The 26,373-nt window shown below is 49.9% G+C and carries 23 protein-coding genes; 10 read left to right on the forward strand and 13 right to left on the reverse strand.

Annotation, left to right across the window (positions count from 1 at the left end):
• The 3 genes from helD to AZ66_RS31815 form a co-directional block, all read left to right on the forward strand.
• Positions 1-1,715, forward strand: a 1,715-nt coding sequence (helD, locus tag AZ66_RS08120; RefSeq protein ID WP_044354378.1) for an RNA polymerase recycling motor HelD, incomplete at its 5' end; no start/stop codon positions are given.
• A 119-nt stretch (positions 1,716-1,834) separates the two neighbouring features.
• Positions 1,835-2,677: a PhzF family phenazine biosynthesis protein gene (locus AZ66_RS08125; RefSeq protein ID WP_082061500.1), complete on the forward strand. Its 843-nt coding sequence runs from the start codon at positions 1,835-1,837 to the stop codon at positions 2,675-2,677.
• 30 nt (positions 2,678-2,707) lie between these two features.
• A complete protein-coding gene (locus AZ66_RS31815) occupies positions 2,708-2,851 on the forward strand; it encodes a hypothetical protein (protein ID WP_172619640.1) in 144 nt (47 codons plus the stop codon).
• Between the two features lie 70 nt (positions 2,852-2,921).
• On the opposite strand, the gene AZ66_RS08130 is transcribed toward AZ66_RS31815, so the two are convergent.
• From AZ66_RS08130 to AZ66_RS08140, 3 genes are all read right to left on the reverse strand, one after another.
• Positions 2,922-3,749: a DNA adenine methylase gene (locus AZ66_RS08130; RefSeq protein WP_044354380.1), complete on the reverse strand. Its 828-nt coding sequence runs from the start codon at positions 3,747-3,749 to the stop codon at positions 2,922-2,924.
• Positions 3,750-3,935: 186 nt separating this feature from the next.
• On the reverse strand, positions 3,936-5,216 hold the full coding sequence (locus AZ66_RS08135; protein ID WP_082061501.1) for a Fe-Mn family superoxide dismutase: 1,281 nt from the start codon (positions 5,214-5,216) through the stop codon (positions 3,936-3,938).
• Between the two features lie 186 nt (positions 5,217-5,402).
• Positions 5,403-6,425, reverse strand: a complete 1,023-nt coding sequence (locus tag AZ66_RS08140) for an alpha/beta hydrolase (protein WP_044354381.1) — start codon at positions 6,423-6,425, stop codon at positions 5,403-5,405.
• A 333-nt stretch (positions 6,426-6,758) separates the two neighbouring features.
• Here AZ66_RS08140 and AZ66_RS08145 point away from each other — a divergent pair, with 333 nt between their 5' ends.
• Positions 6,759-7,508: an IclR family transcriptional regulator gene (locus tag AZ66_RS08145; RefSeq protein WP_036620695.1), complete on the forward strand. Its 750-nt coding sequence runs from the start codon at positions 6,759-6,761 to the stop codon at positions 7,506-7,508.
• A 237-nt stretch (positions 7,509-7,745) separates the two neighbouring features.
• On the opposite strand, the gene AZ66_RS08150 is transcribed toward AZ66_RS08145, so the two are convergent.
• Positions 7,746-10,079 (reverse strand): helix-turn-helix domain-containing protein, encoded by a 2,334-nt coding sequence (locus AZ66_RS08150; RefSeq protein ID WP_044354382.1) that lies wholly within the window; start codon positions 10,077-10,079, stop codon positions 7,746-7,748.
• A 448-nt stretch (positions 10,080-10,527) separates the two neighbouring features.
• Between AZ66_RS08150 and AZ66_RS08155 the strand changes: the two genes are divergently transcribed.
• The 4 genes from AZ66_RS08155 to AZ66_RS08170 all read left to right on the forward strand — a co-directional run bounded on the left by AZ66_RS08155 (position 10,528) and on the right by AZ66_RS08170 (position 15,363).
• A complete protein-coding gene (locus AZ66_RS08155; RefSeq protein WP_044354383.1) occupies positions 10,528-11,505 on the forward strand; it encodes an ABC transporter permease in 978 nt (325 codons plus the stop codon).
• Between the two features lie 25 nt (positions 11,506-11,530).
• The gene (locus AZ66_RS08160; protein ID WP_044354384.1) at positions 11,531-12,418 is read left to right on the forward strand and encodes a carbohydrate ABC transporter permease; all 888 of its coding nucleotides are present in this window, start codon (positions 11,531-11,533) and stop codon (positions 12,416-12,418) included.
• Positions 12,419-12,478: 60 nt separating this feature from the next.
• Positions 12,479-13,993 carry an extracellular solute-binding protein gene (locus AZ66_RS08165; RefSeq protein ID WP_044354385.1) on the forward strand — a complete coding sequence of 505 codons (1,515 nt, stop codon included), beginning with the start codon at positions 12,479-12,481 and terminating at the stop codon, positions 13,991-13,993.
• A 65-nt stretch (positions 13,994-14,058) separates the two neighbouring features.
• Positions 14,059-15,363: a Gfo/Idh/MocA family protein gene (locus AZ66_RS08170; protein ID WP_044354386.1), complete on the forward strand. Its 1,305-nt coding sequence runs from the start codon at positions 14,059-14,061 to the stop codon at positions 15,361-15,363.
• 107 nt (positions 15,364-15,470) lie between these two features.
• On the opposite strand, the gene AZ66_RS08175 is transcribed toward AZ66_RS08170, so the two are convergent.
• The 7 genes from AZ66_RS08175 to AZ66_RS08205 all read right to left on the reverse strand — a co-directional run bounded on the left by AZ66_RS08175 (position 15,471) and on the right by AZ66_RS08205 (position 22,125).
• Positions 15,471-16,208, reverse strand: coding sequence for an ABC transporter ATP-binding protein (locus tag AZ66_RS08175; RefSeq protein WP_082061502.1), 738 nt, complete (start codon positions 16,206-16,208; stop codon positions 15,471-15,473).
• On the reverse strand, positions 16,205-17,044 hold the full coding sequence (locus tag AZ66_RS08180) for an ABC transporter permease (protein ID WP_052648437.1): 840 nt from the start codon (positions 17,042-17,044) through the stop codon (positions 16,205-16,207). Before AZ66_RS08180 ends, AZ66_RS08175 begins: the two co-directional genes overlap by 4 nt.
• Complete coding sequence (locus AZ66_RS08185; RefSeq protein WP_021261167.1) at positions 17,041-17,499, reverse strand: nitrous oxide reductase accessory protein NosL; 459 nt, start codon at positions 17,497-17,499, stop codon at positions 17,041-17,043. Before AZ66_RS08185 ends, AZ66_RS08180 begins: the two co-directional genes overlap by 4 nt.
• Positions 17,496-18,947, reverse strand: coding sequence for a nitrous oxide reductase family maturation protein NosD (gene nosD / locus AZ66_RS08190; RefSeq protein ID WP_052648438.1), 1,452 nt, complete (start codon positions 18,945-18,947; stop codon positions 17,496-17,498). Before nosD ends, AZ66_RS08185 begins: the two co-directional genes overlap by 4 nt.
• Positions 18,948-19,028: 81 nt before the next feature.
• On the reverse strand, positions 19,029-20,435 hold the full coding sequence (locus tag AZ66_RS08195; protein WP_044354387.1) for a sensor histidine kinase: 1,407 nt from the start codon (positions 20,433-20,435) through the stop codon (positions 19,029-19,031).
• Positions 20,436-20,440: 5 nt separating this feature from the next.
• Positions 20,441-21,118, reverse strand: a complete 678-nt coding sequence (locus AZ66_RS08200) for a response regulator transcription factor (RefSeq protein WP_044354388.1) — start codon at positions 21,116-21,118, stop codon at positions 20,441-20,443.
• A gap of 20 nt (positions 21,119-21,138) precedes the next feature.
• Positions 21,139-22,125, reverse strand: coding sequence for a YncE family protein (locus tag AZ66_RS08205; protein ID WP_044354389.1), 987 nt, complete (start codon positions 22,123-22,125; stop codon positions 21,139-21,141).
• Positions 22,126-22,336: 211 nt separating this feature from the next.
• On the opposite strand from AZ66_RS08205, the gene AZ66_RS08210 reads away from it, so the two are divergent.
• On the forward strand, positions 22,337-23,062 hold the full coding sequence (locus AZ66_RS08210; protein WP_052648439.1) for a nitrous oxide reductase accessory protein NosL: 726 nt from the start codon (positions 22,337-22,339) through the stop codon (positions 23,060-23,062).
• Between the two features lie 182 nt (positions 23,063-23,244).
• On the opposite strand, the gene AZ66_RS08215 is transcribed toward AZ66_RS08210, so the two are convergent.
• Positions 23,245-24,651, reverse strand: coding sequence for a hypothetical protein (locus AZ66_RS08215; protein ID WP_044354390.1), 1,407 nt, complete (start codon positions 24,649-24,651; stop codon positions 23,245-23,247).
• A gap of 183 nt (positions 24,652-24,834) precedes the next feature.
• Here AZ66_RS08215 and AZ66_RS08220 point away from each other — a divergent pair, with 183 nt between their 5' ends.
• Entirely contained in the window at positions 24,835-25,035 is a 201-nt protein-coding gene (locus AZ66_RS08220) for a hypothetical protein (RefSeq protein WP_021261160.1), read from the forward strand.
• 131 nt (positions 25,036-25,166) lie between these two features.
• Here AZ66_RS08220 and AZ66_RS08225 read toward each other — a convergent pair whose 3' ends face one another.
• On the reverse strand, positions 25,167-26,252 hold the full coding sequence (locus tag AZ66_RS08225) for a glycosyltransferase family 61 protein (protein WP_044354391.1): 1,086 nt from the start codon (positions 26,250-26,252) through the stop codon (positions 25,167-25,169).
• Positions 26,253-26,373: the final 121 nt, after the last annotated feature.

Here is a 26,373-nt window from a genome sequence, read left to right on the forward strand (position 1 = left end):
AACAGGAGCAGAACCGCATCATTCGCAATGAACGGAGCGGCGTGCTGATTGTGACGGGGCCAGCAGGAAGCGGCAAGACGTCGACAGCCTTGCAGCGTATTGCATACCTGCTCTATCGGTATCGGGAAACACTGCAGGCGGAGCAGATCGTATTATTTTCCCCAAATCCTCTGTTCAACCGTTATGTCTCGACAGTGTTGCCGGAGCTGGGAGAACGAAATATGGAGCAGACGACCTTCCAGGATTATTTGGAGCACCGCCTAGGCAGCAGTTTCAAGCTTGAGCATCCGTTCGAGCAAATGGAATATTCACTGACAGCTGCAGAAGAACCGGGCTATAGCGCTCGTATGGAAGCGATCCGCTTCAAGGCAAGCCGTAACTATATTGATATGATCCATGCATACGTACAGTGGTTAGAGACAGAAGGCTTGCAGCTCCATGATATTTGCTTCCGCGATGAGGTGCTCGTAACTGCAGAGCAAATTCACAGCCAGCTCTACCGTTATGATGCATCGCTTCCGCTGCCGAACCGTTTGCGCTTGCTGGCCGAGTGGCTGCGTGGGGAACTGCATCGCGCGGCGAAGCAAGAACGTAAGAAGCCGTGGGTGGATGAGGAAGTAGAGATGCTGGATGATGATGCATACCACGAAGCTTATATGAAGCTGCAGCGCAAGAAGCAGTTCTCGGAGGAAACCTTCGATGACTTCCAGCGTGAACGAGACTGGCTTGCTGCATCGATTGTGAATGAGCACTTCAAGTCTCTCTATTCACAGGTGAAGAAGCTTGGGTTTATTGATATGGAGGGGACGTATCGTCAGTTGTTCGCTATGCCGGATGTATCGGAGCGATGTGCGGCAGCCGGAACGCTGCCTGCGGAGTGGAGAACCATATGTGTAGATACGGAAGCACGCCTTCGATCAGGGGAGATGGCGTTTGAGGATGCAACGCCATATCTGTATCTGAATGAATGCATTAAGGGGTTCCGTGTGAATACCTCTATTCGCCAACTGTTCATTGATGAGGCGCAGGATTACTCACCGTTCCAATTCGCATTGTTAAGACGAATGTTCCCGCGCTGCAGCATGACGCTGCTTGGAGACTGGGAGCAGGCGATTTATCCGCATGCTGGGGAACAGGATATTAACAGCAGTTGGCTATCTTCGGATATGCGCGGCAATTCATCTACGGAAACTTTCCACTTGACGCGAAGCTACCGCACAACTCGTCCGATTATGGAGTTCGCCCGCTATCTGGCCATGGACGGCGATCGTATTGAGCCGTTCGATCGGGCTGGGAATTTGCCGACAGTTACCGTTGTGGAGGGCGGAGCGCAGCGTGATCGACTGGTCGCAGATCGCGTACGTCAACTGCTGCAGGAAGGGCATCGCAATGTAGCCGTGATTTGTAAGACGGCTCAAGAGAGCAAGGAAGCATATGAGGCGCTGCAAAATGAAATTTCGATATACCTTGTTGAGCAAGATACGGCCTCATTCCATGAGGGTGCGCTGGTTATTCCTTCGTATTTGGCCAAGGGAGTAGAATTCGATGCAGTTGTCATCTATGATGCATCGGAAGCTGCCTATGGGCGTGCAAATGAACAAAAACTGCTGTATGTATCCTGCACGCGGGCCATGCATGAGCTTCATGTATTCTGTGTTGGCAAGCCGAGTCCATGGCTGGCTGCGGTGCCGGCGGAGACATACCTTTCTCTGTAAGATCCCATTAGAGTTGATGGAAATAGAACAGAGATAGAACAGAGATAGAACAGAGATAGAACAGATTTGTCCTGTTCGACAAGATGATTGTGCTACCCTTAGGCAAGGGAGGTATGGACATGAAGGTATATATCGTAGATGCTTTTACTGATGTGCCATTCCGCGGCAATCCGGCTGCGGTCTGTCTCGTTGAACACGAATGTGATGAGGCGATGATGCAGCATATTGCATCCGAAATGAATTTATCCGAGACGGCATTTGTTCATGTAGATGCAGTGTGGGAAGAGGGGGCTCAGCTCCCTCTCGGCCTACGCTGGTTCACGCCTGAGGTTGAGGTTGATCTATGCGGACACGCAACACTGGCCACAGCTCATGTATTACGGCAATGCGGGATTGTAAGCGGGGACAGAGTCTCCTTCGAGACGAAGAGCGGCATTCTCCATGCTGCATATAAGGAAAGCGGGGGCAAATGCGAGATCACGCTGGATTTCCCAGCATCTTCACTAATGCCCGTAGAGGATGAGGCGCTGCGAGTGCGTCTGGAGGAAGCGCTAGGCTGCTCGGTGCATGAGGTACTTAGAAGCCGAATCGAGTTAATGGCCATCGTGGATTCGGAACAGACTGTACGGTCGCTGGAGCCAAATTGGGAACAGCTTAAGGCGTGCGATCAAGAAGCGATTGGTGTGCTTGTTACAGCGAGAGCGGGGGAATCTGCCCATGACGGAATTGACTTCGTGTCACGCTGTTTTTTCCCCGCGCTCGGTGTGAATGAAGACCCGGTTACGGGATCTGCTCATTGCACGATGGGGCCATATTGGGGAGCTAAGCTTGGCAAGTTGTCTCTAACTGGACGTCAATGTTCTGCAAGAGAAGGCGTTGTGAAGCTGGAGCTGCATCAGGAGCGAGTATACTTAACCGGTACCGCTGTCACAATTATGGATGGCAAGTTCACTTTTTCGTAGATTAGTGATTTCATTTTAGGAGGGAATAGAATGGGAGTTTTGATGGAGATGACCATTCTCATCTTGCTCGCCTGCAATCTATTGCTCCTTCTGCGCATCAACAGTAAGCTTCCGAGGAGGGATCGCGCCCAGGAAGCTTACGATCGTGCGAAGAAGAAGTACGGGATTGACTGATGCATGCACTGCCTATAGGGTTGTACAATCAATGCCCGCATATCCACAGATTACGTTTTCGTCTTACATGTCAATAATTCATAATAATGACCTCGTTGATCACACCACGGCCATCACCTTTGGAATTAATGCTTCGCCTCGCTTTTACCGTATGGATTCGATATCCCTCATACAATTGATGAATATAGTCTGTTGCATGATTGGACAGCATGACATATACACCACGTTCACTAAGTTCCTTAAATACATTGGCTAGACGCTGTTGTTCCGGTCGGCCGAAGCCCCCCTTGGCATACGAAGTGAAGGCGGAAGTTGGCGTCAAGGTGTCATAGGGAGGATCAAAATAGACGAAGTCGCCGGCGCGTGCTTCCAGCACAGCCTCAGCAAAATCTCCATCCATCATTCGGATATTGGCGCGGTTCAAATAGGAGGACATACTGCGAATGGTTGTTTCTCTTATGATGTTCGGCCGCTTATATTTCCCAAATGGAACATTGAATTGGCCACCTGCATTGACTCGGTATAAGCCGTTATAGCATGTCCGATTCAAATAAATAAGCCTGGCGGCGCGGTCGATAGGGGATAAGGCGGCGTAGGTTTCTTGCTGCCGATCCCATGCCCGAATTTCATAATAGTAGCCTTCGTCGTTGCGATGCTGGCGAAGGGCTTCGATAAGTTGGTCTGGCTGCTGCTTTATCATTTGGTACACGTTGATGAGCTCTGGGTTGACGTCGTTAATGGCCCCGTTGTCTGGCGTTAATGCTAACAATAACGCCGCTCCGCCGATGAACGGCTCGAAGTAGGCTGCTCGCGTCCAGTCTGCCGAAGGCAGAAGGGAACGGATGCTGGGAAGTAGTTGGCGTTTGCCGCCAGCCCATTTCACAATAGGTCTGAGCAATTCGCCTCACCCCTTTCGAAGTCGATAACTCATTGTTCTGGTACAAAAGGAAAGCGCGGCACAGAACCGCACGTAATCCAGCTATTTCCATTTATTATTGTATAGAACGAAAAGGGTGCGGCGCAACGGCGAATAAGCTCGAAAAATAGGAAGTAAACACCTCATTCATCGAATGATGTTGTAAGCTTAGAAGGGAGTCCATTTCAATTTGCGAGCTTGCTCGAATCGTTCGGATACAGCGGGCCAATTGATGACATTCCACCAATCGGAAATATATTTTGGACGTTCATTTTGATGCTTCAAATAATAAGCATGTTCCCATACATCGAGCGGCAGCAGCGGGACGACATCCCATTGGGACAAGTTCTGATGCTTCTCAGCTTGCAAAATCTCCAATCTTCGGCTGCGCGGACTCCAGACGAGTATCGTCCAGCCACCACCCTCAACCTTCTCTGCTGCGTTCGAGAAATGCTTCCGGAAGGCATCGTAGCTGCCAAAGTCATGCTCAATTTGGCGCAGCAGGCTGCCTGTAGGTCTGCCTCCACCCTGCGGACTCATTACATCCCAGAAGATGGTGTGCAAATAGTGACCGGCCCCATTGAACGCGAGCTCGTTCTCCCAGTATTTCACCAGATCGAACTTATTGGTACGCCGTGCTTCCGCCATCGCCGACTCGGCCTTGTTCAAGCCGTCCACATAGCTCTTGTGATGCTTGTCATGATGAATACGCATTGTAGTCTCATCGATATAAGGCTCAAGCGCATTATAAGGGTACGGAAGAGGTGGAAGCCGGTGTCCGCCAATCGGAACGAAGGATTCCCCATCTGTCTCATCATCCTGTTCCGGCTGCGCGCTGCGCGTATTGCCAATGTGAGCATGAATGCCTTGAATGGATTGTTGTTGATAGGGATACTGATGTTGCTGGGGCTGATACTGATGTTGCGGCCAATGAGCGGAAGGCTCGTTCCCCGCAGCGTGAATGCGAGCTGGTGGGGAGGAGCTGCTGCTAGAACGAGTGTTATTATTGCTTCCTGGGGACTCTACTGCTGGGTAAAAGACAGGTTTAATGGCATTCAGAAAGTACTGGGATCGCTCCGTGATATGATCGAATACGACAGGGGCTTGCTCCGTATGCTGCACGGCTTGGCTGTTATGCTTGATGGCATCAAGCTGCTGAACGAATTGCTCGGATTGATATACAGAAGCGCGGAGCAATTCTTGAAGCTGTTGAAGCTGATCTGGCTGAAGGACATCTGGCTGCTGCAGGGCGGTGCGCAGCTGTCCCCTCGCTGCATCTTCCGTCTGTGACAGAACCTGTTCCCATTGGGCAAGCAGCTGCACGTATTCAGGCTCCAGCTGGGGCACAATCGCGCGAATGACCTCTGTATGCTTCTTCTCCTGCTGCTTCCAGTAGGCACTCTCTTCCAACACACGCACAGGCATAAGTGGCCCGTATATGAGCTGCAATGTTCTCCCTCCTTATGATTGAAGTGGTTCTTTTTATTGTATTAGCTTCATAGGTTGACCTATGTAAAATGGCACAAAAAAACCGCAAGCGGAGTGCTTGCGGTTCAACTTCGATTCATTCCATTTCGTGTCCTGTGAAACTTCCTTGTCGAATTTATAAACTTCTCAATCGGCGTAGCAGGGAAGTTAGTTCTGTGCAATGAACAAACCGCGATCAGCACGATAGGCTGCATTCAGAAATGCGGATGTCTTTGACAAGTAATCCTTGCGCTGCGTGCGATAGATAAGCTCATGCTGTGCATTAGGGACGATCCATGCCTGTGAGAGCTTATTGGACTGATGGGCGGCCATGCCTTCTGCAATTCCATATGGCGCCTTGGAGTCCGCTGTTCCATGAACGAAGAGAATCGGCATCTCATAGTTCGTTGATTTCACTTCATTGTATGGAATTTGCTGCAGGCTTGTGCCATTGACAGCAGGGAAGAAGGTACGCAGCAGATCAAGCGATGGATGCTTCGGCAGTGGAGCGTACTGCTGCAAATTATGATATAGCGTATCTGGCTCCAGCAGGAAGGTGCTGTCCAGAATCATGGCATTAATATCATGGGTAAGCAGTGCTGCTTGAAGCGCCGTTCCGGCACCCATAGAGAAGCCCCATACGACGACGTGCTCAGCACCGCGTTCCTTCGCGAGCTTGACAGCGCCTAGCAGCTGTTCTTTCTCCAGACGGCCGCCTGTTGCTTTGGTCGGATGCTGTTCGGAAGCGAAGCCATAGTCGAACATGATGACATTGTAGTCGAGTCGATGTGCGAATTTGGCGAGGTCATACATCGGCACCCAATATTCTTCTCGATTGGCCCCGTAGCCATGGCTGAAGATTAAGGTGCGCTTGGAAGGCTTATCAGATGGAATGTACCATCCGTCTACCAGCGTATGTCCATCGCGAGCGGGAAAGGATACCGTCTCGTACTTCATCCCTTTGGCCTCCATTGGATTGGAGAACAGCGGAGGTACTTGCGGATTGGCGAACATCCATGCGATGAATCCGTGCAGAGCAAGGAAGATGACAATCGCAGCGAAGAAGGTCGATAGGGATAGCGCAATGGCTACATGCTTCACTCGTAGTCTCCGTGCTACCGCAGGGGCTGCTCCAGAGGGGCCGAGCCATTCAGGCTGTAGTGCGGGAGATGTAATAACAGGTGTGCTCATGTAGATGACCTCCTTCGATGATGTAATGCAGAATGGTGTCGAGCCCAATAAATTCATATAGAACAAAAGTCCCGATGGGAGCTGATTCGTGTAAACGTTGTCTTCGTATCATTATCGTATGCGGGAATCCGCATAGGGTCAACGGATTTGCGCGATTTGTAAGGTGATTGTAATCGTCCCGTAATATTGCAATCTCCCTGTAAAAACATGTCGAAACAAGGGACGTTTGTAGGATGAGGGAGAATGGAGCTAGTATCTTTACGAAAATAAGGAAGAGAGTTATACTAGTTGTAACGATGTTCCATACTATGGAACCGAAGAGGGAGATACATGGTGGAAGAACGAGGAAAGCTAACCGTGCGCGCCGTGGAGCGTGCACTCGATATATTAATGTGTTTTGCCAATGAGCGAGATATCAGCTTGACGGAACTTGCTACCCGCGTTGGGCTGAATAAGAGCACTGTTCATCGTCTGATGACAACATTGGAGGATCGCGGATTCGTACTTAAAAATGGCGATAAGTATCGACTGGGATATCGGGTATGGGAGTTGGCGGCGAATTTGACGCAGGTCGATGATCCTGCTCAGCTGCTGCAGCCGGAGATGGAGCTTCTGCGCAATCAGTTGGATGAGACGGTAAGTCTATATGTGAAGGATGGCAACGACCGGATACGGATTCAGGCCGTTCAGAGCAATCAGGCAATCCGTAGAGTAGCGCCAGTAGGCGTTCGTTTGCCGTTGTTCGTGGGGGCATCCAGCAAGGTGCTGCTTGCCTTTGCTGAGACGCACGAGCTAGAGGCTGCATTGCGCGATTCACGCTGGCCGTCCTCCATTGACAAGGACAGCTATATGAAGCAGCTTGAGGAAGTGCGTCGACTCGGATATGCTGTAAGCTTGGAAGAACGCGAACTTGGAGCGGCGGCTGTATCTGTGCCGATCATGGATCGGAATCAGCGGCTGGTCGCGGCCTTGTCGGTGTCAGGGCCTGTCAGCCGGATGTCGGCAGATACGCTTGTATCCTTTGCCCCGCAGATGATGGAGACTGCCCACAGAATGGGCACGATGCTGCTTACGATGCAGTAACAGTCAGTCTGCTGCAATCGACGGTTGAGGTTGTCTTTTTTTCTAGATTCTGCGCATTGTAAATATTTAAGCCTTTCGGCCCCTCCACTGCGGTAAGCAGTGGAGGGGCCGAAGTTATATAGGACCTATGAAATGAACCTGACAGCACCCATCAGAATGGAGAATGGAATGCCAGCCACTATCTGCAATGATGTATGAAGGTTAAGCTGAAGTTATTGTTCCTATTGCGACATCCTGCTATAGGGTTTGCGAGGAATGACGCTGGCGGTATTGGCCGGGAGTTATTCCTTCAAGCTTCTTGAACATACGATTGAAGTAGGGGGCCTGGTAACCGGCCGATTCAGCGATTTCATTGATCTTCATATCCGTGGTTAGTAGAAGCTGCTTACAATAGTTCATTCTTATAGAAGTAACATAATCCACATAATTCGTTCCTGTCATTTGCTTGAACGCTTTGCTCAGTTGGGAGATGCTGACTCCATTACTATTCGCATAGGTTTCGAGTGCGATCTCTTGGCCGTTGCTTAGTGCAATCTGTTCGAGCAAATTGTCTACAATCTCCTTCATAGTTGCATTGAAGCTGCGAGATAACGAATGAATGTAAGGGTGGATCACCTTCTCTTGGAACCAGGACAAGGATGCTTGTGGATTGCGCAGCATACGAAGCTCTTCATACAGCTGGGCGCTGTCATAGACGGCATACGGATTATGACCGGCCTGAAGCATAGCACGATGAATGCTTCCTATTAGTCGCAACAGCGCTTGATGGACAAGCCATTCTGCCGCGTGGCTTGCTTGAAGTGCCTCTACATACTGCTCCAAGGCTTGCGTCGCCTCCTGGGCCAGACCCATATTGAGAGCGTAAATAAGCTCCTGCTCAAGCTCAAGCAGAGGGGCTTCAAGCAGCGTATTCGCTCTATTCAGCACTTGATCGGCCTGAAGCAATTGGCTCGTTGCGTCAAAAGTGCGGCACCGAAGCGCACGCTGAGCCTGCTCCATGGCATGGGGAATATCCATCCACGACGAAGTTGGCCCGTTATAGACGATGGTAGCCTGGATGCGCAGAACCTCATGCAGCACGTTGATATAATGGGAGCATAGACTGTGCAGCTCCTGTTGTGCTTCTGCTTGAGTATGATCCTGTGTGGGAAGTATGAGCACAAGTCCGAACGATCCATCTAAGAAATTAATCGTGTGAACATGTTCCGCTGCGGATTGGGATAGCTCTGCCGCGATATTGATGGCTGCGTACGTTAATAGAACATCGTCTTTATCGGACAGCGGCTTATATTCTTCATCGGTTGTATGAAGTTGTAGAACGATTGCAGCAAATGACCTGCCTTCAATGGCGACCCCCATCGTATGAAGCTTCTCAATCATCTCCCTCTCTGTCCAGTGCGCTGCCTGTCCTGTAATGAATTGATTCATAATTGCCTCGCGCATGGACGGCACGGCCTGATTCAGCCTCCGTTCCAATGTTTCATTTGTAATTCGATAATGCTGCCATTCCCGTTCAATATAATCAAGCTCATTGTGAACATCCGTATCCGGGGAGCGCCAGCCTGCAAGCAAGTTCATCATCCGGCGTATCGGCCGATACATACGGTGGGAAGCGAACCAGCTTAACGCTAACGCAGCCAGCACGGCAAATATCCAGCACACAATGAGGATATGTGTATAGGGTCGTGTAGGTGCTGTAATGATGGATTGAGGGGTAGCCGATAAGTAAGTCCATTTGCCGCCCATTTTCTCCAAGGTTACGGTGTTCATGAGCAATGTATCCTGCTCCAAGGGAACCTTGCTGCTTCCGCTAGGTTGATTCAATGCCTCTGTATGTTGAGTCTGATGAGATTGAATAGCGGCGAATGCCTCAGGATTCTGTCTGCTTGCTTCGCTTTGCCCAATAATGTGCCCTTCCTCGTCCAACAGGTAAGCATATCGGTCTGGGTTCGCAAATACGAACAGCTTAGACGGATTGATGTAAATCACGATAGCCCCGTAGGATGCGTTTCCATTGAACGGCAGCTTCATTACAACGGCATGGGATGAGCCTCTACTGAAGGGACGCTGCAATTCATGCGTCCAGAAGATGCCCTGCTCGGCCGACATAAGCTCCTTCCAGCGAGATGATTCTTCTCCCTGCTCCAATGCCCGAAGACCAATCGAGGGCTGAAGTACTTTGTTCTGCTTCGCCACGTACAAATACACCTGATCAATAATCGGATCGGCATTCTCGATCAGCGTGAGCGTATCGAGCAGTTGGTTCGTTTCCTCAAACTGCTGTGCAAAATCCATATCGGAAATCGTCGGCTTGAAATGCGGCTTCACGACCATATGTAGGGCGTAATTAATAAGCTGCCCAAGCTGTTTATCGATTTGTTTGGCTGCTACAATCATCTCGCTGTCGTTCTTCTCTTGAAACTGCTTCACAAGCTGCTGGTTGCCCATATATAAATAAGCCGCACTGATGATCGTGATTGGCAGGCAGGTCAGCAGTACGGCGAGCGCGAGACTTTTCCAATAAAAGATTCCCTTGGATGAGGGACGTAGTATTTCATGCAGCTTTCCCATGAATTCCTCCTGTGTGGCAATGGATGATGAAATGGAATACTGGAGTGAACATTGATATTTGATATTGGAATTATGAAATTGTAATTTGCTCGGCTGCACGAAGCTGTTCATATTAGAACGGTAGTATGGGATGTTCTGGTATGGTGGCCGATTGTATTTATCATACTGAATGGCACAACGAATGAAAAGGCTTACAGAAAAAAAGTGCAGTCTCAGGAAATCGGAAAAATGCTGCATCGAATCTCGCAGCAGGTGATCCTTTGCGGGGCTTGCTTATGCGTTCATCGAACGATGAGTAAAAGTGGTTATGCAGGCAGGCAAGACGCTTCGGCAAAAAAATTCAAATTGCATGAAATTGTGATAGCGTTTACATTGATAAAAAATCCTAGCAGACATTGCGATACTCGCTGTCTCAATTGAACATGCAGAAGAAAGTGAGGTAGTACTGATGAGCACGGAACCATCAACATCTGCATCTGCAGCCCAGTTAGAACGGAGGACATCATCTAAGCGAGGAGTACGCACACGTGTATGGGTAGATGTGAAGAGGGATAGATACTTGTATTTGTTGGCGCTGCCAGGGCTTCTCTTCTTCCTTGTCTTCAAGTATGTTCCGATTACGAATCTTGTGATCGCCTTCCAAGACTATTCGCCGTATTTCGGTGTGTTTCAAAGTCCATGGGTAGGATTCGAGCATTTCAGCCGCTTCTTTGCAAATGAAGATTTCTACATTCTGCTGCGCAATACACTCGCTATCAGTTTTCTGAATCTATTGTTTTTCTTCCCGGCGCCGATCATTCTCTCCATCATGCTGAATGAGGTGCGGCATTCGATTGTGAAGCGAACGGTGCAGTCACTCATCTACATTCCGCACTTCTTATCGTGGGTACTTATTTCGGGATTGACATTCCTTATGTTCTCGCAATCGGAAGGGTTGTTCAACAAGCTGCTGCTAGCTATGGATAAAGAGGCTTTCGATCTGCTTACGAATCCAAGTTATTTCTGGGGAATGTTGACGGCACAGTCGATCTGGAAGGAGATCGGTTGGGGGACGATTATCTTCCTCGCTGCTATCGCAGGAATTGATCCTCAGCTGTATGAGGCTGCGGTGATGGATGGAGCAGGGCGGATGCGCCGCATTTGGCATATTACGCTGCCGGGCATGCGCAATGTAATCATCATTCTGTTTATTTTGCGGCTAGGCACCATTATGGATACCGGATTCGAGCAGATTTATCTGATGATGAATGCAGCCGTCTCCAATGTAGCGGAAGTGTTCGATACGTATGTGTACAGGGTCGGTATTAAGCAAGGGGAGTTCAGCTACAGTACAGCCATCGGATTGTTCAAATCGGTAGTTGGCGTCATTCTTGTGGTAGCGGCCAATCAAATTGCCAAGCGCTTCGGACAGGACAGCTTATATTAAACAGGGGAGGAAGGAGACAAGTGTTATGAGAGATACCAGTACAAGAGATCGCTTATTCAATGTCGGGAACATAGCCATTCTGCTGCTCATCAGCTTGGCGACTGTCTTTCCCATTTACTATACAATCGTGCTGTCATTCACAGATCCAACTGAATACTACACAAAGCCGCTTATTTTGTTCCCGACCAAATGGTCAATCGATGCCTATCAGTACTTGCTCGCAAACGGCCTGTTCGTCAGCGCACTCGGTGTGAGCACCTTTTTGGCTACAGTGGGAACAGCATGCAGCCTCATCGTAACTGGTGGCTTGGCCTATGCCCTCTCGCGGAAGCGGCTGCGCTTCCGGAAGGCCATTTTGTTTCTTATTTTGCTGACCTTTCTGTTCCAGCCGGGACTTGTGCCGCAGTATTTAATTGTGCGCAATGTCGGGCTCATTGATAATATCTGGTCGCTCATTATTCCGTCTCTGACCAGTGGGTGGTACGTTCTGCTGATGAAGGGATTCTTCGACAGTATCCCAGATAGTCTGGAGGAGGCGGGACGAATTGACGGGTGCAACGAGATCAGCGTATTTTGGCGCATCATATTGCCTTTGTCACTTCCAGCGCTGGTCGCATTCGGTTTGTTCTTTGCGGTAGGGTATTGGAATACCTATTTCAACGCACTCATGTACATTAACGATCAGAGCATGTGGCCGCTGCAGGTGCTGCTGCAAAACCTGCTGGTCGATCCGACGGCAATGGGCGGCGGCGCAGGGGGAAGCGGTGCGGATTTTCGTATGAATCGTCAGATGCCGTCTGAGACGTTGAAAATGGCTGCAGTCGTTATTGCTACCGTACCAATTATGCTGGTGTATCCATTCTTGCAGAAGCATTTCGCCAAAGGTGCGATGGTCGGCTCTGTCAAAGAATGAATAGATATAGATACACATGGACAGCCTGTAGCGCTCGCATATCAAAAAGGAGGGTTCAGAATGGTTCACAATTCATCACGTAAGTTGTCATCCTTGCTCAGGACAACAATGCTTATCATGCTGGCATGTTCATTGCTGCTGACTGCATGCGGCGGTGGAGGTGCAGGAGGTGCCACTGGGGGGGAGGGGCCTACGAAGATTACACTGCAAACGTTGAATTATGCGCCCGATATGGTGAACAACAGCAATCCGATGTGGAAGGAGCTGGAGAAGCGCACGAATACACAGCTGGACATCACATGGCTGACACCAACGACAATTGAGGATAAGGTCAATGTGATGCTCGCGTCCGGCGAGATGCCCGATGTTACCTTTGTTGAGTCGCTGAACAACTCGCAGCTCCAGAAGATGATTAAGCAAGGTGTGTTCTGGGATTTGACGCCTTTCATTGCGGACTATCCGAATCTAACGGAAGGCGTTAAGGCGGCGATGTGGGAAGAGACGAAGATCGAAGGCAAAAACTATGCCATTCCACGGTACTACCCAAGCTTCGGCGGAGGCGTATTCCCAATGCTGCGCAAGGATTGGCTGGATGAGTTGAATCTGCAAGTGCCAAATTCCATGGATTCGCTCTTTGACGTACTGAAGGCATTTAAGGAGAAGGCGCCCGGCGGAAAGACTGATATCGTTCCGTATGCGGCATCCCCGGACTCGCTCGGTTTTGTATATAATGTCTTCAATGAAACGCAAGGCGCATGGAAGTTGAAGGATGGCAAGCTGGCGCCGATTATCACTGAAGATGCTTCCCGTGATGCGCTGCTGTGGATTAAGAAAGCCTACGATGCAGGACTGTTCCCGAAGGATTTTGCCATCTTAAAGTTCTCGCAAATTATTGATATGGTTCGCGGCGGCAAGGTAGGAGCGGTGGGCTTATCCATGAACCATGTCTGGATCCAAGGGGAAGTGCTTCGCCAGATCGATCCGAAGGCCGACCTCATTCCGACCTCTTACCTGGCGAATCCGCAAGGGGCCAAGTATGTTCCTTCCGGCGAATCCTATTATGGAGTTTACCTTATTCCTAAGAAGGTGCCAGAGGAGAAGGTGAAGAAGATTCTGGCGCTGTTCGATTATGGCAATAGCCCAGAGGGCAATATTCTGGAGTACTACGGCTTAAAAGACGTGCATTACAAGGAAGAGAACGGCAAGCGGATTGCGACTGAGCAGGCGAAAAAAGATCTGACGGGAGACGGCAACATGTCGAGCTTGTTCCACTTGATTAGCGACGATATGGCTATTGCTGCAGTGGGTATGCCGGATGAATTGTATGAGCGCAACGTAAAAATTGTGAATGAGCGCAAGGAGCATGTTGTACCGGATCCAGGACGAGGCATTTATTCGGAAGCCTATAATCGGTTCTACCCGGAAATTAAAAAGAAGGTAGATGATATGCGGACGAAAGTGATTATTGGGAAAGAGACGATTGAAGCTTATGATCAGTTTATTGTGACCTTGAAGCAGGATAAAGAGCTGCAAATGATTACAGATGAAATGAATAAGGCTTACCAAGCAAAATAGTGAGAGGCCCAGGAACGCTGCTGCTTACGGGCGTTTCTTCGCTTCATTAGAGGGGGAGCTGCAACATGAAGCCTATCTCAGCGGTTGTGATTGGAGCTGGGGATCGGGGAGCACGAGCGTATGCTCCATATGCGCTGGATAATCCGCATGAATTTCGTATTGCAGGTGTCGCTGAACCGAATACAGAACGACGACGCAAATTTGCCGAGCAATTTGCACTAACCGATCAACAGCAATTCAATTCTTGGGAGTCGCTGCTTGGCAACGAGAGGCAGGCAGAAGTTGCAATTATCTGTACGTTGGATCGAATGCACCTCCAGCCAACGCTGCGGGCACTTGAACTAGGGTATCATGTTTTGCTGGAGAAGCCGATGTCGCCTGTGCCGGCAGAGTGTGTGGAGATGGAGCTTGCGGCCAAGCGGCACAATCGTCTGCTCACGATCTGCCATGTGCTGCGTTATACGGCATTCTGGTCATCATTGAAGCGGGAAATCGACCGAGGTGCGATTGGTGATATCGTCTCGATACAGTTAAATGAGAACGTGGGCAATATGCATATGTCGCACAGCTTCGTACGCGGCAATTGGCGCAATAGCGACGAGTCGAGCCCGATGATCCTGCAGAAGTCATGCCATGATATGGACATCTTGGCGTACGTAATGGGTGAGCCGTGCACACGCATCAGTTCGTTCGGCTCGTTAATGCATTTCCATGAAGGGAATCGACCGGAGGGAGCACCGCTGCGCTGTATCGAGGGATGTCCGGCAGAACATGTCTGCCAGTATCATGCGCCGCGTTATTACTTGGGGGAGGGCATTGGATGGGCGCGTAAAATTACAGACAATCATACGAAGGAAGGCATCATTAAGGCACTGTGGGAAGGGCCGTACGGCAAATGTGTCTATCAGACCGATAATAATGTTGTGGATCATCAGGTCGTCAATATGGAATTCGCCAGTGGCGCGACGGCAACCTTCAGCATGTGCGGCTTCACACACGACAATACCCGCATTGTACAGGTGATGGGCACGAAAGGGGATATTCGCGGCAATATGGAGGATGATGCTTTCACGATTCATGATTTCGTGACAAAGGAGAAGCGGGTTGTCCATATTCATGCATCTGCTGTGGGGCATGGGGGTGGAGACGCGGATATAGTCCGCTCCTTTATTAAGGAAGTACGTGATTTCGAGGTGGGGATGGTGACGGAGAGCAAGTCTTCTGCCTCTGTCTCCGTACGCAGCCATCTGATGGCATTCGCAGCAGAGGCATCACGGCTGGATGGGGGCAGATCGATTGATCTGCAGGCCTATTATGATGAACTGGCAGGGACAGCGGTACAGTTGAATCATCTTGAGCAACAATGCTAGTCATGTGGTCTTTGGATGGAAAATGGATTAAACATAACGAAGCCAGCGATTCGTCGCTGGCTTTTCGTATGTGTATGGATAGCAGTGAGTGAGAGAATGAGCACTGTTCACGAATTTACAGCTATGCGCTGGCACGTATCATAAAAGACGTCTTCCAGGGAACGATGTCCATTTTCTGTACGGCAAAGTCTAGCGACAGAATCGCATGCGACCGTGACGCCTTCATTCATGAACGCGACAGTATCGGCCGTGTCCTCCACGACAGACAAAATATGAGTCGAATACAGGATTGTTGTTCCTTTCCTGCGTTCAGTATGGATTAGCTCCTTGAACGTATGCACCCAATAGGGATCAAGTCCGTTGGTTGGCTCATCCAGAATGATGATCGGAGCTTCAGGCAGCAACGCTTGTGCGAGTGCGAGCCGCTGCTGCATTCCCTTGGAATAGTGGCTTACCTTCTTATGCTTGTCTTGTTCCAACCCAACGAGGCAGAGCAGCTCATCGATGCGACCTCGCGGCACCTGTAGAAGCTTGGAGAAAAAGTGCAGCACCTCGTATCCCGTCAAGGAACGGGGAAATACCATATTGTCAGGCATATAGGCGAAAGTGGATTTATAGGCGCTGTCCGTGGACGATACCTTGTGCCCGTTCAAGTAAATGCTGCCTGACGTTGGCTTCACGATGCCGATCATCATCTGAATGATCGTGCTCTTCCCGGCGCCATTGCCTCCACATAAGGCGAAGCATTCGCCTTGGCCGATTGAGAAGTGGATATCGCGCACCTGATTCTGCTTGGAATAAATCTTGGATACATTATCGAATTTAATCATCGCATTTGTCGTCATTCGCGGATGCGCACCCCCTGCTTCACAATGATGATGGATAAGGCAAGCGGAGCAATGATCCATGCCGCAGCCGTCAGACAGAAGGCAATTTGCCCGGTGCTCCCCTCGGCCCATATCGTAAAGTCATAGAGCGTCGGCCCGAATATCATGCCGCTCTTCATTTGAATGATGCTCCACACCCGTATCAGCTCAACTGGATTGAACAGGATGGATGTGGTTAAGAGTGTAATAATCCAATGAAAAGGGACCACACTGGAGACACCCATTACGATATATTCGTACAGGAGCACGCTGAGCGCCCATGTCAGAATGCTGATGCCGAGCGCTTGGAAGCGCGTGCTGGCATACACGCCGATGACCGAAGCTATCGCCAGGAAGACAGCCGCAAGAAGCAGGGTCAAGGCGATAAAGAGAAAAAACAAGGAGGCGGCGAACATGCCAGTGCGGTTCGTGATCCACAGCAAAGTTCCGACAATGCCGTAGCCGAGCAGGATAACGGCTGCAATAGCTGCCAGCATGCCTATGTATTTGCCAAGAACAATGGAAGTGGGCGATACCGGGTAGGTGAGCAGCAATTGATATCCCCCATCCTCTTTATCTCCCGCGAGCATGGTACTGCCCATTAACAGCGTGAGAAGCGGAACGAGGAAGAGGGAGAGATTTAGAAGTCCTGCAGTCATTCTCGTAAACCCTTCGTATCCTGCCTGATAGCCGTCGCTGCCGAAGAATACGATGAACAGCGCCAGCAGTGTGAATAATATGGAGAAGCTTGCCAGCCAGCGGCTACGAATGATCAGCTTCATTTCCTGCTTCGCAATTGAACCTATGTGCTTCATTGATGACCGTCCCATTTATGCTGCTTCAGGTTAGGGAACGACAGAACGTTTCCTTTTCCCTCTTGTGCAACGTATTGCTCTGCTTGTTCCTTGTTCGGAAAGGCCAGCACGCCATTCGCCATTGGTGTCCAGAAGTCTTGGTGGTAGGCGAACCAGGCCTGCTCCAGCTCTACCCAATTGCTTGCGGCGTATACATAGGACTTGGCAATCGGATTGTCTGCATTGTGATACGATTGGATATAATCCATCATGCAGCCGATATCATCGAAGGTCATAATCTTGCCGTCCGTTAATACAACCTCTGTTGCGTAGTCTTCGTTCGCTACGCTCATATTGCATATGATGCATACATCGATATCAGGGTTAATCGGGCGCGGCTCATAGCTTGGCTTGCCGCAGGATGTGGCAAGCATGAGGCCGACTGCCGCTACGACTGTTCCGAATCTCCATGTCATTTCTGAATCCTCCCTTGTGCAAGAATGAATATGCCGCCAATTAGGAACAAGCATCCTGCGATGCCGATAAGATGGCGATTGTCTGTAGGATGTTCCGCTTCTAGGACTGCTTGTGCAGGATCATCTACAAGCGGTTGAGGGGTGGGCTGCTGCGTAAGCGGGAATCGATCTGCTCCGCTCGTAGCGTTAGCGGAAGGCAGCATGCGATTAACTGCATTCCATAGCTGTATGGCAGGGCTCTCGAAGTAGAATTGCAGCTGCGGCTGCTTCGGCAGCAGCTTGTCATAGATGGAGCCCGCATAGTAAGAAAGCTCCCCAATGCCATCACCGGTTAAATCGAAGGAGGAATAGTCGTCCCAATAGTTTCCCGATGTGCCATCATCGATGGCCAGCCCGGCATCCAAGCTTCGTGCCTGTACGACATTGCCGATGAACTGATTGCCCGATATGGTAGTTCCGGAATTGCCCGTTAGCAGACTAAGGCCAAGATGATTGCCTGCAATGACATTGTCTGTAATGATGCTCTCTCTCGCATCTTCCAGCGCGAGACCGTTGCTGTTGTACATCATGCGGTTGCCCCGCATTGTGATGTGATCGGTGTTATAGAGGAGCGCTCCATAGCCGCGATAATCAAGCTGCTTCTGCATGATGTTCTGCTCAATCCGAAAGGAGGAGGAGCTCATGACCATCATCCCGTTAATGTTGTACATGAATTGGTTGCCCGATACGAGACCGCCTTCACCGAACATGAGATGAATGGCGTAGCGTGAATCGGATATCGTGTTGCTGCTTAGCGTACTGTCGGCTGCGAAGTCGATGTAAATGCCGTCCTGTACATCATAAATGTCATTGCCACGCACGACATTACCATTGCCATAGAAGAGGTGAACGCCGTTGCCTCGCTTAGAGATGCGGCTGTTATTGCTCGTTATCGTATTGTTCTCGATCTGATTGCGGCTTCCTTTGTTGACATAGATGCCATTCTGTACGCGGGACAGCGTATTGGACATGATCAAGTTGTCCGAGGAGGCGATATAAATACCGGCATCCTGCTTCTTGCTGCCGCTCTGGATAATCTGAAATCCGGTTAGGGAAACGCCGGGGGCGGTAATCGCGACGACATGACCTTGATTATTGCCGTTCAGCGTAACCTTAGCACTATCTGCAGCTTGGAGCTTTAGTGGCTTATCAATGACAAGCTGTTCATGATAGCTACCTTCTTGTACGGTAATGGTAGCGCCTAGTTCAGCTTCATTAATGGCCTTCTGGATCGAATCTCCGGCACGAACGATGAACGTCTTCCCGTTAGCGTTGGCGGCATGCAGCTTGCTTGTACCTAAGAAGCAGGTGAAGAGAGACAATAGCAAAGCTAGAACGGCCAGCAGCATTTTTCTGTTGACTTGTCTGCAATTGGTCACAATTGGCCACCATCCTGTCCCCATTTTCATTTTCTTTGGCTCCTACATTACGACACAATTGTGTGCAAAGATGAAAGAATGTGTGAACGGAGCATGACAACCCGCAAGTTTTTATGTCTCTCTGTATCGCGGCAGCGCAATCGTTACGGTCGTCCCCTCATTCTCGATGCTGTGAAAGGTCAGCGTTCCGCCATGCATAGCAACAATATTAGACACGATAGCAAGCCCCAACCCTGTCCCACCGTCCTTGCGGGTTCGCGCCTTATTGGCTCGATAGAACGGCTCGGTTATATGGGGAAGATGCTCAGGGGCAATGCCGATGCCGGTATCGCTAATGCTCAGCTCGCAACAATGGGTGTGCGATGATGCACACAGTTTGATGCTGATCGTTCCCTGTTCCGGCGTATACCTTATGGCATTGTCCAGTAGGTTATGGAGGATCTGTTCGATTCGATTTTGATCAGCTTCAATAATAAGCTCGGGATCAAGATCGATCGCCAATACAATTTGCTGCTGGACAAGTATGTGTCTGTATGTCATCAGCACGTCCTCAATAAGCTGAGCATATACCAGATGGGTGATGGCAAGCGGATAGGCATTGTTCTCCAGCTTGGCCAGCTCTAGCAGATCATGAACTAGCCGCTGCATGCGGCCGGCTTCGCGGTGGATCAGGCTGATATAGCTTCGCTGATCTTGTTCGGATTCAACAACCCCATCCAGAATCGCTTCGCTGTACCCCTTCACATAGCTGATAGGGGTTCGCAGCTCATGGGACACGTTCGCGAGAAATTCTTTTTTGCGCTTATCCTCCTCGGCAACGGCACATGCCATCTGATTGAAGGCTTGTCCCACCTTGCCAATTTCATCATGTGTTGTAATCGGAACACGTTCCGTATAATTGCCATGTGCCATCTCATGGGCAGCGGACTCCAAGCGTCGAAGGGGCTGCGTGACGCGGTTGATTAATGTTCTGCCCAGCACAAGGGACAGGAACACGAAGCATAAGGTGATCGGAATGAAAATGCTGGTCAGTTCCTTGTTCATTTCCATAATGGTTGCAAGCGGGATGTACAGGAATAAGATGCCTTGCAAGCGATTGTCGTCCAGCAGCGGGATGCTGACAGCTAGAATCGTGCGGCCGAATCGTTCCTCGAACCCGGACTTGGTGACGGGGTTTCCCTGAAGGAGCTGCTGGCGATCCTGCTCGCTGATGAGGGAGTCGTATTCGACTTCGAAGGGAAGGCAGGCGCTTAACTCGCGTGGGTTCGTGACAAGAAACACCTCCGAGTCAGACATCTTGTTGTACCAATCGATCTGATCGCGCAGCTTGGCGGTGACCTCTCCACCGCTATAGTTGCTTGCAAGGCGAAGCCCTTCCAGCCGCAGTCCTTCATCTACCTTTTCGACATAGTATTTTTCATAGAAGTAGTGAGTGAGCGCATACGAAAAAGACACGGTTCCGATAATCGCCGCGCATACGATAAGCCACATTTTCTGTGCTAAGGTCAGCTGCTTCATGCCATTTACACCTCAAGTTTATATCCGATGCCCCACATCGTTTGAATGAATTCACCCATATTGCCGAGCTTAATGCGCAGTGTTTTGATATGTGTATCTACAGTTCTAACACTGCCCTCGTAATCGATACCCCACACGTGCTCCAGAAGCTGCTCGCGGCTGAGTGCTTGTCCGCGGTGGCGGCATAAGAAGAGGAGCAGCTCGAATTCCTTCAAGGTGAGAGCTAAGGACTCGCCGCATACCTTGACCGTTCTACCTCGTTCATTGATTTCGATTTGGCCGTATAGTTGAACAGTTTTGTCTGCTGCAGATTCTCGATTAACCCTACGCAGAACCGCGTCGATGCGGGCGATCAGCTCGCTTGGACTAAACGGCTTCACAATATAATCGTCGGCACCGATTTTCAGGCCATAGACACGATCCCATTCTTCTCCTCTTGCTGTCAAGAAGACGATCGGAACGTTAGAGGACTGGCGTATGTTCAGACAGAGCGTGAAGCCATCCAGTATCGGCATCATGACATCGGCAACAATTAGATCGATGGGCATGGCAGACAAAATCTCTAGCGCTTCCTCGCCATTCGCGGCTTGGTACACCTCGAATCCAGAGCTCTTCAAGTACATATGCACGAGGGCTCTCATATCTTCTTCATCATCGATAATGAGCAATCGAGACTGGTTCATGCTTGCTCTCCTCCTTGCGCTTATGAGTTGGACATAATCTGGAATGGGCCTTGGCCCACGGGAATAATTGAGCTAACGGTGAGTGAGTTGGGATCGATGACGTAGATCTCATTGCTATCATAACTAGCGATGTATAGATTGCCGCCAATTTCCTTCATCTCGAATGGGTTGGCACCAATTTTGATCGTGCCAAGCTCTGCGCCGGTATTCCGCGCGAACTTGCGAAGCGTGCTGGAACCGTGGCTCAGTGCGAATATGCCTGTATCCGTCTGTGCGAAGCTTACGGGCATATAAGGAGCTGGGATACGCCGAATAAGCGACCCGGTATCCATGTTGTACACATGGATGTCCGACTCGACCTCAGCTCCGTTTCCGTGACCGCCAACCCACAGCTCACGCCGATCATCCAACAGCAGACCGCCAGCCGAAGATTCGTTAATGCCGAATGTTTGTACAACTTGTTGCGATTGAGTGTCTATAATGGACATCGTCGTATCGTCGAAATTGATGACGTACAGCTTGCTCCCGTCCTTCGCCTCATACATATGCAACGGCTGCTTGCCTACAGCAACCTCGTACTGAAGCGTGCCGTCCAGCCGGAAAGCGCGAATCGATTTATGATGCTGATCAACAAAATAGACAAATTGCTTCGAATGGGACAGCAGCGCATTGGCCGCTCCTTTTCCTATGTCCCACGTCTCGATTTGCTTTCCCGTAGACAATTGATAAATGAGCGCTTTGTCCGCCTGCTTTCCGTAGACGAGCAATTGATCCTGCGCAAGGAATAGGGCGCCGCTAAGCGGGAAATCGAGCTGCCATGCCGCCGACACCTTATTGCGGACAGGATCAAGGAAGGAGAGACTATGGTCCTTCACATTGACGCTGACGATAATAGGCTGCTGCTCTATAGGCTGGAAATCACTCTTACCGCACCCGGTGAGAACAAAAGCAAGAGTGAGCGGAACAAGCAAAGGCAAAAGTGTGCGTAAGAAAGGTGCAAGGCGCATAAGGCGCTTCCTCCTGTTATTCAAAAAATGGAATATAGCAACATTATAGCGGCTTTAGACGCAAAATCTGATCAAATCTATGAAGTTTTGTACTTCTTTTTGGAAAATTGCAACATAAAGTTCAACAATTCATTTCACTTCCTTCACAATCTCCTCACAATTGCTTGCTAGCATTTGTTCTGTCAATGAATTCCATCGTGGAGGGTGTTATATGAAAAAGGGGTTAGCTATTTTTATTTGTTCGATCATGATGCTGAGTATTCTTGCTGGATGTGGTGGTGCAGACCATGCGGGAGAGAAGGGCGAACAAGCTGCGGCGCCTGTTGAGGGCGCGGCGGCTTCGAATACGGGGAAGGAACAAGCAAGCCAAACGACTCAGAATAAGGCACAATCCAAGCCGGAGCTGGCTGCAGCACATGCGGAGGAGCCAACTCACGAGGACTTATGCGCTTTTTGCCAAATGAAAATCTATTTGAGAGAAGAAGACATGGGAATGTATACAGCACAAATGCAGACAGCTGATGGTCAGCATCTCTATTTTGATGACGTCGGCTGCTTGCTGAACTATGAGAGAGATATGAAAGAGAAGCCGGCCGCATCCTGGGTGAGAGATTATAGTACATTAGAATGGGTGACAGCAAAGGATTCAACTCCGGTAAAGGCGGATATTAAGACGCCGATGAAATATGGCTATGCGTTGTTCGCAACGCAGGACGCAGCGCAGAAGTTCGTGTCGGACAATCAAGCCCTGAAGGGCAAGGAAGCATCGTGGAAGGAAATAGATGACATCTCCCACCAACGTTATTTGAAGAGAAAAGAGAAAATGAATAACGGCGGCATGCACAGTGGAAGCATGAACAAACCAATGGATCATGGCAATAATGGGGACGACAAGCACAAAAGCGATGATAAGCAAAAAAATGATGGCAAACACTAAAGTGATAACAAATAGCAAAATGATGACTCTGAAGGATAACAAACACTAGTGATGAGGACTAAAGGGAATCTGTCAGACATAGTTGATATAAGTTAAAAAGGTGTCAAGGTAACAATAATAATGATGGATGAATCAAAACAAGTCCCACCTGTTGCAAACCAGCGAGCAGGTGGGACTTGTTGTTACAAGAGAAGCAGCAGCATTGCGACGAGTGTCGTGAGGGTTAAGCCGATGATCACCGGAACAAGGTTGCGGCGTGCCAGCTCGAACGGGCTGACGCCACAAATAGCTGCTGCTGGTATGAGCGCCCATGGGATTAGCGTTCCCCCTCCGACCCATATGGCGGCAACTTGACCGAGTGCAGTCAGGGTATCTGTCCCGCCGCCAATGGCGGCCCCGAACAGGGAAGCTATGGAGCCGGCTAGCGAGATGCCGGAGAATCCTGACCCATCCAATCCTGTAATAGCACCTACAATGGTGAGGGTAATTGCACCGATGGCAGGATGGAGTGGAACGCTGTGTGCAAGCACCAACCCTAGATCATTCACAATTCCATGCGATGCCAAGGGCAGAGTTTTGCCAAAGATTTCGAAGAAGGCAGAGTCTCCTAAATAGAAGAATGCGGCAATTGGAATGACAGGGCCGAATACTTTGAACCCAAATAGAAAGCCGTCCACGAGGTAGCTGGTTGTCTGTTCAAGTGCTTGCTTGCGATGGGTGAGCAGGGTAACGACGATGAGTATGATTGCAGCGGTTCCGCCAATGAGCGCGGTTGCTTCTCCACCCTGAAGATTCAGCTGGAACAGCATGATGACGTCGATGACGAAGAGCAGAGGAATGAGAATGGCTAGAGTTGTTTTGGCAACGAGAGATAAGGGAATACGGGTCACATGGAAGATGCTGCGGTCGTCATTTTTGGCAAGACCGGTACTCATGGTCAGAAGACCACGCCCCATATCGCGGCGCATCATCCAGAACGCAACGACCGTGGTGACAACACCCATGACCAGCACAAGCGGGATGCTGGCTTCCAGCACGCTCTTAACGGGCAATCCGGCTGCATCCGCGGTAAGCTTCGGTGCGCCCTGAATGACGAAGTCGCCTGACAATGCGATACCATGTCCGAATAAATTCATAGCCATTGCAACAGCAAGAGGAGGCAGCCCTACGCGAATTGCTGCTGGCAGCAGCACCGCACCAATAAGAGCGACACCTGGCGACGGCCAGAAGAAGGAGCTGATGACGACCATAACAATCCCAAGTGTCCAATAGGCCATCGTGGGGCCGCGCATCAGCTTGGTGAATGGAGATACCATCGTTTCATTAATGCCGGATGCGAGCAGCACACGGCTCATCGCGACAATGATCGAGATGATGAGAATGGTGCCAAGCAACTCCTTAATGGCATAAATAAAACTGGTAAATATACCGCTGACCGCTGAACTAACCGAGGAAGTTGCCAGCAAGCCGAGCAGGAATATCCCCGCCATACATACGACGGTCGTATCTCTCCGCATGACGAGGAAGCCAATAATTAACCCAATGAACAGCAGATACACCCAGTGTATCCCGACGAGTGTAACGTCCAATGGTATCGCCTCCCATATAATGTAAGCGTTAACATAGGTTTCGGAAGCGTGAAAGCTCTTCGAAATTATGTGCTTCATACTATGCGGATACCTATCATTTGGTCATCAACAGGCGGATGAGAGAGGACGCGAGTCTTCACAATTGCATTTAACCGGAAGACACAGCCAGCAAGTGGCGTGTCCTTGCATAGCTCTGTACTAATCGCTACATATAGCGACGTATTAAAGCCATTGTCTCCGAATGATGAAGTATATATCAAGGACAATTATGTATTCATCAAGCCTGAGAAGGCATATCTCGGCGAGTCTTTTGATTTCAAGCTGGCAGCAGGTGCGGTCGAAACGGTAGATACAAGAGCGCAATCGCGAGGTTGCCACGGCTAGAAGGGAAAGCAGCGCTTTATGCCATTTAGTTGGTATGAAGCAATGCTTTCTTTTTTTGTAATAAGGCTTACTTGCCCTGTGCTGGCCTCACACCTCACTTGAGTGGAACCTCGGCATATGGCAGGCACAACCTAAATGCCTGCCATATGAAGGACGCGCTTCAGCTTGTCGATGTCGACGATCAGGTTATCAAAGCCAGCGAGCGGCTTTGGCGGCTGCTCGATATTACATAGAACCTCATAGTAATTCATACCTGCATGATTGCTAATTTTCCAAAAGTAACTATCCATAACTGTTATCGGCGTCAGTTCGATCAATGTAGAGCCTGGATTGCAAAACACGGTATTAATGCTCCCGCTTCCGAACGGCGCAACGATAACTTGCGCTGACGAATAAATTGCAATCTTATCCGCCGTGGACAGCGGTGTAAGCACAATGCGGACGAAGCCCTTCTCGGCCAAAACTTGCATGACTTCTTCTTCATTAATGACGTGGCGGGCGAACGCATCTTGGCGGCTAACGTAGATTCGCTCATAGCCAGGACGAGGAGCAATGGAAGCGTTTTTCAGACGGGTGCGAATGTATTGACTGGCCCAGCTCGGGCATCCGCCAATAAGGAATGGGATGGCCGGCACGACCAGCTTGTTTGCGACCAAATGGAAATCGTTACGGTCAACTTGTATTAACTTTTCCATCGGAAAGCCGAGCATTTGCAGCGATTCATATTGGAAAGGATAAGTCAGTTGACCAACCAAATATTTGTCGATAGCGATTCCGCTCTGCTCCAGCAAATGAATGCGGGGCAAATAATCAAAAAACCAGTGCCCGAAAATAGCTTGGTGATATGCATAGCCGGGAACATTCCAGCCCCACATTAATGTGGCTACAGTTTCTGGTGTATATTGCGGCTCCGGAAGTTCATTGAACGGGTAAGGATAAGGGGGGAGTTCTACGTCTTGAAGCCGGCGGTGGTCAGGCGTTACCACATGACCGCTTCCAGTCATGACCCTTCCCCCTGGTATAACGGCCACGAATGCTTCATCAGAGTGACATATAGATCCCCATCGAGGCGTGTCCACTCCTTTGGGTGAAGGAAGAATAATCGTTTCTGCCGGGTAAAGCACACGATACATTTCTTGAAAATGTTGAAGGTTAAGAGCGGCTCCGGCAGCCCAGTCCCGTGTTCGGTGATAAGTAAGATGCGGAAATACGTTCACACTCCAGCCCTCCTTTTGCAGATTGCTTCAGTTGCAATATGCAACGAATAGTAGACTCTATGAATAGAGTATGCAAAAGAGTAAAAGGCAGCGAGGGCAGTTCTAAAGGGGGAGATGCACA

Origin of the sequence: Paenibacillus sp. E194 (assembly GCF_000935845.1) — a bacterium.
In the GTDB taxonomy this organism is placed as follows: Bacteria; Bacillota; Bacilli; order Paenibacillales; family Paenibacillaceae; genus Paenibacillus_B; species Paenibacillus_B alvei_B.

Coding starts and splice junctions, on each gene's coding strand:
- AZ66_RS08125 (WP_082061500.1), top strand. CDS start 1,835: ATGAAGGTATATATCGTAGATGCTTTTACTGATGTGCCATTCCGCGGC.
- AZ66_RS31815 (WP_172619640.1), top strand. CDS start 2,708: ATGGGAGTTTTGATGGAGATGACCATTCTCATCTTGCTCGCCTGCAAT.
- AZ66_RS08140 (WP_044354381.1), bottom strand. CDS start 6,425: ATGAGCACACCTGTTATTACATCTCCCGCACTACAGCCTGAATGGCTC.
- AZ66_RS08150 (WP_044354382.1), bottom strand. CDS start 10,079: ATGGGAAAGCTGCATGAAATACTACGTCCCTCATCCAAGGGAATCTTT.
- AZ66_RS08155 (WP_044354383.1), top strand. CDS start 10,528: ATGAGCACGGAACCATCAACATCTGCATCTGCAGCCCAGTTAGAACGG.
- AZ66_RS08160 (WP_044354384.1), top strand. CDS start 11,531: ATGAGAGATACCAGTACAAGAGATCGCTTATTCAATGTCGGGAACATA.
- AZ66_RS08165 (WP_044354385.1), top strand. CDS start 12,479: ATGGTTCACAATTCATCACGTAAGTTGTCATCCTTGCTCAGGACAACA.
- AZ66_RS08170 (WP_044354386.1), top strand. CDS start 14,059: ATGAAGCCTATCTCAGCGGTTGTGATTGGAGCTGGGGATCGGGGAGCA.
- AZ66_RS08175 (WP_082061502.1), bottom strand. CDS start 16,208: ATGACGACAAATGCGATGATTAAATTCGATAATGTATCCAAGATTTAT.
- AZ66_RS08180 (WP_052648437.1), bottom strand. CDS start 17,044: ATGAAGCACATAGGTTCAATTGCGAAGCAGGAAATGAAGCTGATCATT.
- AZ66_RS08185 (WP_021261167.1), bottom strand. CDS start 17,499: ATGACATGGAGATTCGGAACAGTCGTAGCGGCAGTCGGCCTCATGCTT.
- nosD (WP_052648438.1), bottom strand. CDS start 18,947: ATGAAAATGGGGACAGGATGGTGGCCAATTGTGACCAATTGCAGACAA.
- AZ66_RS08195 (WP_044354387.1), bottom strand. CDS start 20,435: ATGAAGCAGCTGACCTTAGCACAGAAAATGTGGCTTATCGTATGCGCG.
- AZ66_RS08200 (WP_044354388.1), bottom strand. CDS start 21,118: ATGAACCAGTCTCGATTGCTCATTATCGATGATGAAGAAGATATGAGA.
- AZ66_RS08205 (WP_044354389.1), bottom strand. CDS start 22,125: ATGCGCCTTGCACCTTTCTTACGCACACTTTTGCCTTTGCTTGTTCCG.
- AZ66_RS08210 (WP_052648439.1), top strand. CDS start 22,337: ATGAAAAAGGGGTTAGCTATTTTTATTTGTTCGATCATGATGCTGAGT.